Genomic DNA, 13212 nt, shown 5'->3' on the forward strand with positions numbered 1-13212 from the left:
CGGGGCCTCTGCGCCCCGCGCGAATTCCGGACTGCGCGAATTGACCTCCCATTTTCTTCTCGGCATCGACACCGGCGGCACCTACACCGACGCCGCCCTCTTCTCGGAGACGAAGGGGGTGGTCGCCAAGGCCAAGGCGCTGACGACCCGCCATGACCTCGCGGTCGGCATTTCCGGTGCAGTCGAAGCGGTGCTCGATCAGGCCAGCGTGCCGGTCTCGGCGATCAGCATGGTCTCCCTGTCGACGACGCTTGCCACCAATGCGCTGGTCGAAGGGCAGGGCGGCCGCGCCGGCCTCGTCATGATCGGCTTCGGCCCCGAGGATCTGAAGCGCGACGGTTTGCAGGAAGCGCTCGGCTCGGACCCGGTAGTCTTCCTGCCGGGCGGCCACAATGTGCATGGCGGTGAGACCCCGCTGGACATGAGCGAGCTCGACGCCGTCCTGCCGGTGCTGGCTGATCAGGTCTCCTCCTTCGCCATTGCCGGCTACTTCGCCGTTCGTAATCCGGATCATGAAAAGCGCGTGCGCGACCGCATCCGCGAGGTCTCGCACCTGCCGGTCACCTGCAGCCACGAACTGTCCTCGAAACTCGGCGGGCCGCGCCGTGCCTTGACGACGCTGCTCAACGCCCGCCTCGTCTCGATGATCGACCGGCTGATCGGGTCCTGCGAAGGGTTTCTCAAGGCGCGCGGCATCGACGTGCCAATGATGGTGGTGCGCGGTGACGGTGCGCTGATTTCGGCCGAGGAGGCGCGGCTGCGCCCGATCGAGACGATCCTCTCCGGTCCGGCAGCAAGCCTCGTCGGCGCGAGGCATCTGACCGGCCTCGACAACGCCGTGGTTTCGGATATCGGCGGCACCACCACCGACGTGGCCGTGCTCGATGGCGGCCGCCCGCGTCTCGATGCCGAAGGCGCCGTCGTTGGTGGTTTCCGCACCATGGTCGAGGCTGTTGCGATGCGGACCTACGGCCTTGGCGGTGATTCGGAAGTGCGCATCAACGATCGCGGCCTCAAGGCGAAGATCGACCTCGGTCCGCGCCGGCTGATGCCGCTGAGCCTCGCCGCAGCGCTCCACGGCGACGCCGTCATCTCGGTGCTGGAAAAACAGATGCGCGCCCAGCACACCGGGCGCAACAATGGGCGCTTTGCTGTGCGTACCGGCCTGCCGGATCATCTGGCAAGCGGCCTGCAGCCACAGGAGCAGGCGCTCTACGAGCGCATCGGTAGCGTCCCCGTCTCGCTTGAAACGCTGCTCGTCTCGACGCCACAGAAGGCGACGCTCGATCGTTTGGTGGCCCGGGGGCTCGTCCATATCTGCGGTCTGACGCCGTCCGACGCCATGCATGTGCTCGGCCGGCAGTCGCAATGGAACCTCGAAGCGGCCGAGCTTGGCATTCAGCTTGCGGCCCGGACCCGCGACGGCTCCGGCCAGCCGATTGCTTCTTCTCCACAGGCGCTGGCGCAGATGATCGTCGATCGGCTGACGCGGCAATCCTCCGAGGTCATCCTGCAGGCCTGCCTCGGCGAGGACGGCGCCGGCGCGATCGATCCCGCCGTGTCGCAGGCCGTCGATCGTGCGCTGACCCGGACGCCCGGCATCGTCCGGTTCTCACTTGGTCTCGATCGTCCGCTCGTCGGACTTGGCGCTTCGGCGCCGGTTTATTACCCGGCTATTACCGAGATGCTCGGAACCGAAGCCGCCATTCCCGAGGAGGCCGGCGTCGCCAATGCCGTCGGCGCCGTGGTCGGCCAGGTAAGCGCCACCGTCACCGTTTTCGTGACGATGCCGGAGGAGGGCATTTTTGTCGTCAACGGGGCCGGGGCCAGCGAACGCTTTCTCGATCAGAAAAAGGCTTTTGGTGCCGCGCGCCGACGGGCCGAGACCGCAGCTCTGGAGGCGGCGCGCACCAACGGTGCCGATGATCCCGCGTCGTTGCTGCGCGAGGAAATCGACGCGCCGGAGGTCGAGGGCAGCCCCAAGCTGATCGAGGCCCGGTTCATTGCGTCCGCCAGCGGCCGGCCGCGCATCGCGCACGGCTGATCTTTTCCGTTTCGGAAACAATTCTTCGCATCCTTGCAGAATTGACAGGGAATGAATTGGTGAGAAACTGCGGCCGTTTCACGCGCGTATTGCGCATGGGCTGGTCCGAGACTCGCTTCAGGCGCAAGATCAACATGTTGGGGCGTTTTCATCGCATCCGTTCGGATCGGTGGCGCTCCTTACGTCTATTTCAAGGAGTTGGCAGATGGACCGCATTGAGACGTATGGATTGAAGATTGATGCGGACCTCCATCGCTTCCTGATGGAAGAGGCGATGCCGGGCACCGGCGTCGATGCAGAGCACTTCTTTGCTGAGCTTTCCGCCCTCGTGCACGATCTGGCGCCGAAGAACCGGGCGCTGCTCGCCAAGCGCGACGACCTGCAGGCCAAGCTCGACGCCTGGTACAAGCAGAACGGCGCCCCCAGCGATATGGAGACCTATCAGGCCTTCCTGCGCGATATCGGCTACCTGCTGCCCGAGGGTGGCGAGTTCAGCGTTTCGACCGCCAATGTCGATCCGGAGATCGCGACGATCGCCGGCCCCCAGCTCGTCGTTCCGGTCATGAATGCGCGCTATGCGCTGAACGCCGCCAATGCACGCTGGGGCTCGCTCTACGATGCGCTCTACGGCACGGACGCGATTTCGGACGCTGATGGCGCCGAGAAGGGCCGCGGCTACAATCCGAAGCGCGGCGCCAAGGTCATCGCCTGGGCGCGAAACTTCCTCGACGCCAGTGCGCCGCTGGCGAATGGAAGCTGGGCGGACGTTACTTCCCTGAAGGTTGCTGGCAGTGCGCTGGCGATTGGTCTCAAGGATGGTTCGAGCACTGCACTGCGCAACGCCGCTCAATTCGCCGGCTATTCCGGGGCTGAAGGTGCGCGCTTCGAGATCGTTCTCCGGCACAACAATCTGCATGCGATCGTCGTCCTCGACGCCACCACGCCGATCGGCAAGGAAGATCCGGCGGGCATCGCCGACGTCATTCTCGAATCGGCGATCACCACGATCATGGACTGCGAAGATTCTGTCGCCGCCGTCGATGCCGAAGACAAGGTTGTCGTCTACCGCAACTGGCTCGGCCTGATGAAGGGCGACCTCGAAGAAGAGGTTGCCAAGGGCGGCAAGACCTTTACCCGTCGTCTCAATGCCGACCGCGTTTACACGGCAACTGCCGGCGGTACGCTTTCCCTTCCCGGCCGCTCGCTAATGCTGGTCCGCAACGTCGGCCACCTCATGACGAATCCGGCTATCCTTGACCGCGACGGCAAGGAAGTGCCCGAGGGCATCATGGACGCGATGGTGACGGCGCTGATTGCCCTCCACGATGTCGGCAACGGCGGTCGCCGCATGAACTCCCGCGAGGGTTCCATGTATGTCGTCAAGCCGAAGATGCATGGCCCCGAGGAAGTCGCCTTCGCCAGCGAGATTTTCGCCCGTGTCGAAAAGGCGCTCCGCATGCCCGCCAACACCATGAAGATGGGCATCATGGACGAGGAGCGCCGCACGACGGTCAACCTCAAGGAATGCATCCGCGCGGCCCGCGAGCGCGTCGTCTTCATCAACACCGGCTTCCTCGATCGCACCGGCGACGAAATGCACACCTCCATGGAAGCCGGCCCGATGATCCGCAAGGGTGACATGAAGCAGGCAGCCTGGATCGGCGCCTATGAAAACTGGAACGTCGACATCGGGCTTGAATGTGGCCTGTCCGGTCACGCCCAGATCGGCAAGGGCATGTGGGCGATGCCCGATCTGATGGCGGCGATGCTCGAACAGAAGATCGCCCACCCGAAGGCCGGCGCCAACACCGCCTGGGTGCCGTCGCCCACGGCGGCCACTCTGCACGCGACCCACTACCACCGCGTCAATGTTGCCGAGGTCCAGGCGAGCCTGAAGAGCCGCGCCCGCGCCCAGCTCTCCGATATCCTGTCGGTGCCGGTAGCCGTCCGCCCGAACTGGACGCCCGAGGAAATCCAGCGCGAACTCGACAACAACGCGCAAGGCATTCTCGGCTACGTCGTGCGCTGGGTCGATCAGGGCGTCGGCTGCTCGAAGGTTCCCGACATCAACAATGTCGGCCTGATGGAAGACCGTGCCACGCTGCGCATCTCCGCCCAGCACATGGCCAACTGGCTGCATCATGGCGTCGTCACCGAGGCCCAGGTCGTCGAGACGATGAAGCGCATGGCGGCCGTCGTCGACAGTCAGAACGCTGATGATCCGCTCTACGTCGCGATGGCCGGCAATTTCGACCGTTCGATTGCCTTCCAGGCCGCCGTCGAACTCGTCCTCCAGGGCCGCGAGCAGCCGAACGGCTACACCGAGCCGGTCCTGCACCGCCGCCGCCTGGAGCTGAAGGCGCGCAACGCCGCCTGATTCGCCACCGAAGTCGGGGTATTGGAAAAGAGCCGTGCGTTCACATGAACGCACGGCTCTTTCGTTTCAGCGGTGGTCCGGTCTTCCAGACACGATCGCAGCCCGTGCCGCTCTAAAACTCCGCCCAGCCGTCCGTTGCGAGTGCGGCATTGCCGTGGGTGGCATAGGGGGCTGGTCGGCGTACCGGCTGAGGACGTCCCTGGTCACGCGTGGTTGCGGCGACTGCCGGGGCAGGCGCCATCGGCCTGCCCTTTGGCTGGGCCTCGCCGGCGAGCGTGAAACGGTCGATCAGGTTGCGCAGGTTCGTGCCTTCCTGCGCCAGCGTCGCGGAGGCCGCATTGGCTTCCTCGACCATCGCTGCGTTCCGCTGCGTTACCTGGTCCATCTGGTTGACGGCGGTGTTGACTTCGCTCAATCCCACCGACTGTTCGCGGGCGGAGGTGGCGATCGCCGCCATGTGTTCGTTGATCGTGATCACATGCGCTTCGATCGTCTGCAGCGCCTCGCCGGTGTCGCGCACCAGGTGCACGCCGTTCTCGACCTCCCGGCTCGATGTACGGATGAGATCCTTGATTTCTTTCGCAGCCTTCGCCGAGCGCTGAGCGAGCTCGCGCACCTCCTGGGCCACGACGGCGAAGCCCTTTCCCGCTTCGCCGGCCCGCGCTGCTTCGACGCCGGCATTCAGCGCCAAGAGATTTGTCTGGAAGGCGATCTCGTCGATGACGCCGATAATGCTGGAAATCTGGCTGGAGGATTCCTCGATCCGACGCATGGCTTCCACCGCGTTGGCGACGACGACGGCGGATTGGGCCGCGCTGGTCTTCGCCTCGCCGGCGATGTCGCGTGCCTCCTCCGTCCGTCTTGAGGAATTGCTGACATTGGCGGTGATCTGATCGAGCGCCGCGGCCGTTTCCTCGAGAGACGCGGCCTGCTGTTCGGTGCGCTTGGACAGGTCGTCGGCGCTCTGGCTGATTTCGCGCGTGCCCATGCCGATGTTTTGGGCGCTGTCGGCAACGGCGAGAAGCGCATCGTTCAACTGCGCGGCCGCCTTGTTGAGGTCGTGCCGCAATTGTTCGAACTCGGCGGCGAACGGCTCATGTAGCTGAACGGCGAGATCGCCGTTGGCCAGCCGCTGCAGGCCGCCGGCAAGTCCGGCGGTCGCCTGCGTCAGCTTTTCCTGCGCCGCCTGCTCCGCCGCCTTCTGGACGCGGACACGTTCGGCCTCGCCGTTGCGGCGGTTCTCCTCGGCCTCCGCCTGCAGCCGAAGATTCGAGCGCGCCGCCTCGCGGAAGGATTGAATGGCGCGGGCCATTTCGGCGATCTCGTCCTTGCCGCGCACCGGCTCGTCGGCATCTTCAACGTGGCCGTCGATCAGCCGGCGCATGGCGGCGATCTGGCGGGCGAGCGGTCCGACGACGCCGCGCAGCACCACAAGCAGGGTGCCGCCAGCAAGCGCCACGACGAGAACGATGATCCCAATGTTGAGTGTCTGTACGGTTTCGAACTCGTGATGCTTGGCCTCGAAGGCCGTACCCGAAAGTTCGACCTGCAGGTCCGAAATCTCGGAGATCGTGGCCGTCAGCGGATCGATCGTAGCGTAGAGCTTGTCGCGCACGAAGGCATCAAGAGCCTTCTGGTCCTTGGCCGAGAGGATTTGCGTGAGTGCCGTGATCGAATCCATCGCAACGACCATCTGGCTTCGTGCATTGTCGACGAGGTTCCGTTCCTCGTCGGTCATCGAGGTCGCCGCATAGGCATCCCAGTTTGACTTGATCGTTTCCCGTGCGGCATTGACCGAGGCAAGCCCGCTCTCCATCGATTCGTTGCCATTGCGCACCTTGTGGGCAGCATCGACGATCGAGACCGCAAAGGCGTCGGAAGTCGCCTTCAGGTTCTTCAGCGGCACAATGCGATCGGCGTAGACCGCGTCCATCATGTCGCTGGTTTCCGACAGCGTGCTCTGGCTGTGAATAGCGATGCCGATAGCGATGGATGATAGAAGCGCGATTGCGCCGATAAGCTTGGTCTTGATCAGCATGCCAGTCCCTCCCGAGCGGAATTTCGTGGGCACACTGTTTCGATTATTTAGATAACGCTTACTTAATAAGCGGCTGAATTTAAGTCGAAATTGAACTTTCCGAGCGGACAGGGACAAATACCGCGACCCTGATTTGAGCGCGAATCAGGACGGCAACTTTGCGTCGATGGTGTGCCTGCTTGCGGCTTTCGCTCGGAAGTTGGGTGACGTGAGCGCGAACGAAAAAAGCCGCCGACAGAGTCGGCGGCTTCGTCAGTCTCGATCTGATTCGATTACTGCTGGACGACGACGCGGGCGCTCTTGCCGGGGCGAACGCGCGAATAGAGGTCGATGATGTCCTGGTTGATCAGGCGGATGCAGCCGGACGAAGCGGCGGTACCGATCGAGGACCATTCCGGCGTGCCGTGCAGACGGAACAGTGTATCCTTGCCCTGGTCATTGAAGAGGTAGAGGGCACGGGCGCCAAGCGGGTTCTTGAGGCCGGGACCCATGCCATCTTCGACGTACTTGGCGACTTCCGGCTTGCGTTCCGCCATTTCCTTCGGCGGATGCCACATCGGCCATTCCTGCTTCCAGGCAATATAGGCTTCGCCTTCCCATGCAAAACCGGCCTTGCCGACGCCGATGCCGTAACGAACGGCCTTGCCGCCCGGCAGCACGTAGTAGAGGAAGCGATTCGGCGTGTTGACGACGATCGTTCCGGGGCGCTCGCTGGTGGCGTAATCGACGATCTGGCGATGGAAACGGGTATCGACCTTGCTGATCGGAATGGCCGGCAGCGCGTAACCGTGATCCTCAACTGCGCCATAATCGCCGTTAAAGATCTGATTCGTAGCAACCTGTACCGTTGCGGGCGCGGGTTCGTTCGCAGCCGTTTCGGGCTTGGACGAGGTCGTCGAGCAGCCGGCAACGGCGAGTGTCGCCGCGAGGCTGCACAAGAGGAAGGCATTGCGGAAGCGCATGGGAGTCTCTTAAAAAGAAGCGAAGTAAAAACTGGGTCGCCGCGACCAACAGTGACTACGGTTATTTTCGATTAGTTTGAGCTATGCAAGAGATTGCGCGGCCACAATTTGGCTGAAAAGTGCAAATTCCATGACCCTTGTTTTTTTGCAACAAAATGACCGGCTCAAAGGGACACCGGACGCATGACGATCCTCTCCATCCATGGCGACAACCCCTTGATCGACGGTCGCCAATCGAATCGCGCGATGATGGTGCGCCGCGGTGTGCAGCGGCTGTTCGCCGAACTGCGCCATTCGGTCCTGCCGGAATTGACCTTGGCAAGTGGACGGCGTGCCGATCTGATCTCCTTGTCGGCGAAGGGCGAGATCTGGATCGTCGAGATCAAAACCTCGATTGAGGACTTTCGCGTCGACCGCAAATGGCCGGACTACCGACAGCACTGCGACCGGCTGTTCTTCGCCACCCATGCCGCCGTGCCACTGGACATCTTTCCGGAGGACTGCGGACTGCTGCTGTCTGACGGTTATGAAGGCCACATCGTTCGCGAGGCGCCCGAACACAGGCTGCCGCCGGCGACACGCAAGTCGGTGCTGCAACTCTTTGCCCGTACGGCAGCACAACGGCTGATGCTTGCCGAATGGGCGGCCGAGCGCAACGGCGAACTCGGTGATTCGATCGGCGACATCCTCTCCGGCGGTCGCGACTGATCCCGCGGGGAAAAGCGACCGGAGCAGCTGTTGTGCGCCGGTCGTGGAAGTTGATTGCTTACTTCGGCGCGCGCTTGGCGAGAATGCGCTGCAGCGTGCGGCGATGCATGTTGAGCCGGCGCGCCGTTTCCGAGACGTTGCGCTCGCACATTTCATAGACGCGCTGAATATGTTCCCACCGCACGCGATCGGCCGACATCGGGTTTTCCGGCGGCTCGACGCGTTCGCCCTGGCGCTGCACGAGCGCGGCAAAGATGTCGTCGGCATCGGCAGGCTTGGCAAGATAGTCGACCGCGCCGAGCTTCACCGCGTTCACGGCGGTGGCGATGTTGCCGTAGCCGGTCAGCATGATCATGCGCGTGTCGTCGCGCCGTCCGCGGATCGCTTCGATCACGTCGAGGCCGCTGCCGTCGCCGAGCCTGAGGTCGATGACCGCATATTTCGGCGGGTTGCCCTTGGCCTTGGCGATGCCTTCCGCGACCGATTCGGCGATGTCGACCGAAAAGCCACGGGCTTCCATGGCGCGGGCCAACCGCCTGAGAAAGGGTGCGTCGTCATCGACGAGCAACAGGGTGCGGTCCGGTCCGATCAGTTCGGCGTCCTGTGCGGTGGTGCTGGGCGAAGCTGTCGATTTGTCGGTCATTCTCGCAATCCTTGGGCAAAAACGGAACGCTTTCGCCGAGATTATAGGTTTCTGCCTCGTTCAATAAACTGCGAAATGTCATTTCGCCAGTTTCGTATCCATCAGGGCGCGCGGCCATTCGACGCTGACCCGGGCGCCCGGCCTCTCCGGCCCGCCATTCTCGAAGCGCAGGCGCGCGCCCGAGCGTTCGAGCAGCGTCTTTGCGATAAAGAGCCCGAGCCCGAGGCCGCCGGCGCTGTCATCCTTCTGCCTGCGTGTCACATAGGGTTCGCCGATCCGCTGCAGGATATCGGGCGCGAAACCGTCACCATCGTCGGCGATCGTGACGCGAACCCGATCCGCCGTGTGCTCGACGGTTACGGTCACCTGTTTCTTGGCGTAGTCGACGGCGTTTTCCAAGAGGTTGCCGAGCCCATAGAGAATGCCGGCATTGCGGTTGCCGACCGGCTCCGTGGCACGGTCGCCCTTTTCGATGAGCTCGATGTGGATGCCGAACTCGCGATGCGGCGCCATCACCTCTTCGATCAGCGACGACAGCGGCAAAAGCCGCATGTGCTCCTCGCTCTCGGAGGACAGCGTCGTCAGCCGCTTCAGGATATCGCGGCAGCGTTCGCTCTGGCTGCGCAGCAGATGCACGTCCTCCCCGAAGCGCGGATCGTCGCCGAGTTCGCGTTCCATCTCCTTGGCGACGACGCTGATGGTCGCAAGCGGCGTGCCGAGTTCATGGGCTGCCGCTGCCGCAAGCCCATCGAGCTGCGACAGGTGCTTTTCCCGCTGAAGCACCAGTTCGGTCGCCGTCAGCGCTTCCGACAGCTCACTCGCTTCCAGCGACACGCGGTAGGTATAGAAGGCGGCAAAGGCGGTCATCGAGACGATCGCAAACCAGATGCCGGCGGTCAGCACCCGCGGCATCAGCAGGACCGTGCCCGGATACCAGGGCAGCGGAAAGGGTGAAAAGGCGAGTGCGGTGATGGCGATTACCGCAAAACCGGCAAGAATGATGCTGTGTGACTTCGGCTGCGACGCAGAGGAAATGATGACCGGGACGCAGAGCAGCGGCGCGAAGGGATTGGTGAGCCCGCCTGTGATGAACAGCAATCCGGTGATCTGCGCGAGATCGAGGCCGAGAAGCGCGAAGGCCGCCGGCGGCTGCAACCGGTGCGTCGGCGGATAGCGCAACGTCACATAGGCGTTGACCAGCGCGAGGCTCGCGATCAGCACCAGGCAGGAAATCAGCGGCAGAGGAAACTGCAGCCAGAAGGCCGTGATGAGGACGGCGATCGACTGGCCGCCGACGGCCAGCCAGCGCAGCCGGACGAGCGTCTGCAGGCGCAGGCTGCGGTTGCTGGTCTGGTCGTTGTTATGTTCGAGCGCAACAGTGGTCATTCGTGCCTGCATTTCAATGATCGATGCTTTCGTCTCATGTACCACGGGGCTTCGCCCGTGTCGTCGGCGCCGCATTGGCCGGATCCTCGGGCCAGGGATGCTTCGGATAGCGCCCGCGCATGTCGGCGCGCACATCGCGCCAGGAACCCGCCCAGAAACCGGGCAGGTCGCGCGTCGTCTGGATCGGCCGATGTCCGGGCGAGATCAGCTCGAGCAGCAACGGCAGCCGCCCATCGCCGATCGCCGGATGGGTCTTCAGGCCAAACAGCTCCTGTACCCGGATCGACAGCAGCGGCTCGTCGCCGTCGTAGTGGATCGGGTGCCGTTGCCCGGTCGGCGCCTCGAAATGCGTCGGCGCCAGCCGCCCGAGTTCCCGTTGCCGCTCGTGTGGAATGAGGGAGAGCAGACCGTCGGAGAGGTTGGATGCCTTGATGTCGGCAATCGCGGTGATGCCGTGCTGGAAGGGAACGAACCAGTCGTCGAGACGGTCGAGCAGCGCTTCGTCGGAAACATCCGGCCAGGGTTCACCGATCGAGCGGTTGAGGAAGCCGATGCGGTCGCGCATCTGCATCGCCTCCTTGGAGAAGGGCAGGATGGCAAGGCCGAGCTGGCGTACGCCGTCGGCGAGTGCCCGCGCCGCCGATTCACCGGTCGGTCGTGTGAGCGGCGCCTCCTCGAAGATGATGGCGCCGAGCCGCGTGACCCGACGCGCCCGCACCTGCCGGCTGGCCTTGTCGAAAAAGCTCTGGTCCTCGCGGGTTATCGCCTCGGGCATATGCGCCTCGACCTCGGCGCGCGTCAGTTCTGCCGCCGCCAGCACGCGCTGGCCGCCGGCGCGGCCGGTCAGGTCGGCGATGACGAGCATGGAAGCCGCCGCCAGCCGCTCCGTCTCGGGGATCTCGGCGCCCCGTCCGTTCGCCATGACGAACCGGCCGCGGCCACCGCGCTGCAGCGCGATGCGGTCGGGAAAGGCGTGCATCAGCAGGGCACCCGGCTGGATCGGTTCGCTCGATTTCGGCGCGCCCTTCAGCTCGGCCGCCATGCGCCGCGCCAGATTGCGCGAGGCGTCGGCGCGGTCGCCACGCTCCTGACGGAAGCGGCGCACCCGGTCCTCGAGATCGACGCTGTTACCGCCCAAGCCCTGTTCGGTCAGCATCACCGCCAAGAGACACGCGGTTTCCGCCTGTCCCTCTTCGGCCGCGGCAACCGCCATTGCCGCCAGCCGCGGCGGCAAGGCCAGGTCGCGGATCTTGCGGCCCGTCGGGGTCAGCGCGCCGGCCTCGTCCAGCGCGCCAAGGCTGGTCAGCAGTTTCCTCGCTTCGGCGAGTGTCGTCTCCGGCGGCGCGTCGATGAAGGCAAGGGTGGCCGGATCGCTGACACCCCAATGGGCGCAGTCGAGCAGCAGGCCCGAGAGATCGCTGGCCAGAATCTGCGGCGGCGTGAAGGCGGCAAGCGCTGCGGTCTGGCCGCTATGCCAGAGACGGATGGCAATGCCGGGTTCGGTTCGCCCCGCACGGCCGGCGCGCTGATCGGCAGACGCGCGCGACACGCGCACCGTCTCCAGCCGCGTGATCCCGGTCGCTGCCTCGAACACCGGAACGCGCTGCTGGCCGCTGTCGATGACGATGCGTACGCCGTCGATGGTGATCGAGGTTTCGGCGATCGAGGTGGCAAGCACGATCTTGCGGGTGCCTGATGGCGCCGGCCGGATCGCTGCATCCTGTTCCTTCTGGGTCAGGTTGCCATAAAGCGGTACGATCGCCGTATTGTTGTCGAAGCGGTCCTGGAGCCGCGTGGCGACTCGGGTGATTTCGGCCTGGCCGGGCAGAAAGGCGAGGATGGAGCCATCTTCCGTACGATGCGCTTCGGCAATGGCCCGCAGCATCGTGTCCTCGACGCTGTCGCCGCCGCGATCCTGGTAGCGGATGTCGATCGGATAGCTGCGCCCCTGGCTCTCGATGACCGGCGCATCGCCAAGCAGGCCCGAGACCCGCTCGACATCGAGCGTTGCCGACATAACGATGATCTTCAGGTCGTCACGCAGCGCCGCCTGCACGTCGAGTGCCAGCGCCAGGCCGAAATCCGCGTCGAGCGAGCGCTCGTGGAATTCGTCGAACAGCACGGCTGCGACGCCCTTGAGTTCCGGGTCGTCGAGGATCATGCGGGCAAACACACCCTCGGTCACCACTTCGATGCGTGTCTTGCCGGAGACGCGATTGTCGAGACGCATGCGATAGCCGACGGTTTCGCCGACCTTTTCCCCCAGGAGCTCGGCCATGCGGCCAGCTGCGGCGCGCGCTGCCAGCCGGCGCGGCTCGAGCAGAATGATCTTTCCGCCCTTTGCCCAGTCCTGATCGAGCAGGAAGAGCGGAACAAGCGTCGTCTTGCCGGCGCCGGGTGGGGCGGAAAGCACCACGGAGGGGCCTGCGGTGAGCGCATGTGCCAGTGCGGGCAGCACGTCGCGAACCGGAAGCGCAGGAAGCTGTGTCGTCACGTCTGGTTCTCCGCCCCCTATATAGAGATGATGGCGCTGCGTGCGGTCGGTGCATCCGTCGGCTCATGCATCACCATGTTGTCGGTCCGCCACCGCATGGATCGTCATGTCGGGCAGGGCGGACAATTCGCAAGTACGGCAATCGCCCGCCCAAGGGCAAGCGTGGTGCGTCCGTGAGCGTGCTTCGTATGGCGCCTCGTTGCTGGAGATATCTACATCTGACAGCTGAGAGACCCATGCTGTCTACATGTAGATGAGGTCGCTCAGAGGGGCGTTTTGGGCCACGTGAAATGGCCATCAGGTTTTTGACCGCCTGGTCAAAGATTCGCGCCACGGATTCGCTGGTTTTCCGGTGCATTAAATCGACCTAGTTTATCAACAGCTGGAATTATTGTGTAAATTCAGAGAGTTGTCGATTTTTGAAGTTTTTTTGAACGTGGCTGTTGACGTCTGCGAGGATGGGGGTCTATAAGCCCGATCACTGACGAGGGCGGCGGCGCTGCTGGCGACGACGACCTTCGCTCTAGAGTTTCCTGATTGGCTTGGTGCTGATTGAGGGG

The 13212-nt window shown here is 64.0% G+C and carries 8 protein-coding genes; 3 read left to right on the forward strand and 5 right to left on the reverse strand.

From position 1 onward, the window contains the following. Nucleotides 1-40 precede the first annotated feature (40 nt). Nucleotides 41-2044, forward strand: coding sequence for a hydantoinase/oxoprolinase N-terminal domain-containing protein (locus tag ASD01_RS18365; RefSeq protein WP_060644231.1), 2004 nt, complete (start codon nt 41-43; stop codon nt 2042-2044). A gap of 205 nt (nt 2045-2249) precedes the next feature. Continuing rightward, nucleotides 2250-4421 (forward strand): malate synthase G, encoded by a 2172-nt coding sequence (locus ASD01_RS18370; RefSeq protein ID WP_034802138.1) that lies wholly within the window; start codon nt 2250-2252, stop codon nt 4419-4421. Between the two features lie 112 nt (nt 4422-4533). Here the strand turns inward: ASD01_RS18370 and ASD01_RS18375 are convergent, their stop codons facing one another. Together ASD01_RS18375 and ASD01_RS18380 are read right to left on the reverse strand one after the other, a co-directional pair. Next, nucleotides 4534-6459: a HAMP domain-containing methyl-accepting chemotaxis protein gene (locus ASD01_RS18375; RefSeq protein WP_034802136.1), complete on the reverse strand. Its 1926-nt coding sequence runs from the start codon at nt 6457-6459 to the stop codon at nt 4534-4536. A 272-nt stretch (nt 6460-6731) separates the two neighbouring features. Further along, nucleotides 6732-7421, reverse strand: a complete 690-nt coding sequence (locus ASD01_RS18380) for a L,D-transpeptidase (protein ID WP_034802133.1) — start codon at nt 7419-7421, stop codon at nt 6732-6734. 183 nt (nt 7422-7604) lie between these two features. Here ASD01_RS18380 and ASD01_RS18385 point away from each other — a divergent pair, with 183 nt between their 5' ends. Then, nucleotides 7605-8129, forward strand: a complete 525-nt coding sequence (locus tag ASD01_RS18385) for an MmcB family DNA repair protein (protein WP_034802131.1) — start codon at nt 7605-7607, stop codon at nt 8127-8129. Nucleotides 8130-8187: 58 nt separating this feature from the next. Here ASD01_RS18385 and ASD01_RS18390 read toward each other — a convergent pair whose 3' ends face one another. From ASD01_RS18390 to hrpB, 3 genes are all read right to left on the reverse strand, one after another. Next, a complete protein-coding gene (locus tag ASD01_RS18390) occupies nt 8188-8772 on the reverse strand; it encodes an ActR/PrrA/RegA family redox response regulator transcription factor (RefSeq protein ID WP_034802128.1) in 585 nt (194 codons plus the stop codon). A gap of 78 nt (nt 8773-8850) precedes the next feature. Beyond that, nucleotides 8851-10158 carry an ActS/PrrB/RegB family redox-sensitive histidine kinase gene (locus ASD01_RS18395; RefSeq protein WP_034802125.1) on the reverse strand — a complete coding sequence of 436 codons (1308 nt, stop codon included), beginning with the start codon at nt 10156-10158 and terminating at the stop codon, nt 8851-8853. Between the two features lie 34 nt (nt 10159-10192). Then, nucleotides 10193-12652, reverse strand: a complete 2460-nt coding sequence (gene hrpB / locus ASD01_RS18400) for an ATP-dependent helicase HrpB (RefSeq protein ID WP_034802122.1) — start codon at nt 12650-12652, stop codon at nt 10193-10195. Nucleotides 12653-13212: the final 560 nt, after the last annotated feature.

This window comes from Ensifer sp. Root423, from assembly GCF_001426275.1.
GTDB classification, from domain to species: Bacteria; Pseudomonadota; Alphaproteobacteria; order Rhizobiales; family Rhizobiaceae; genus Ensifer; species Ensifer adhaerens.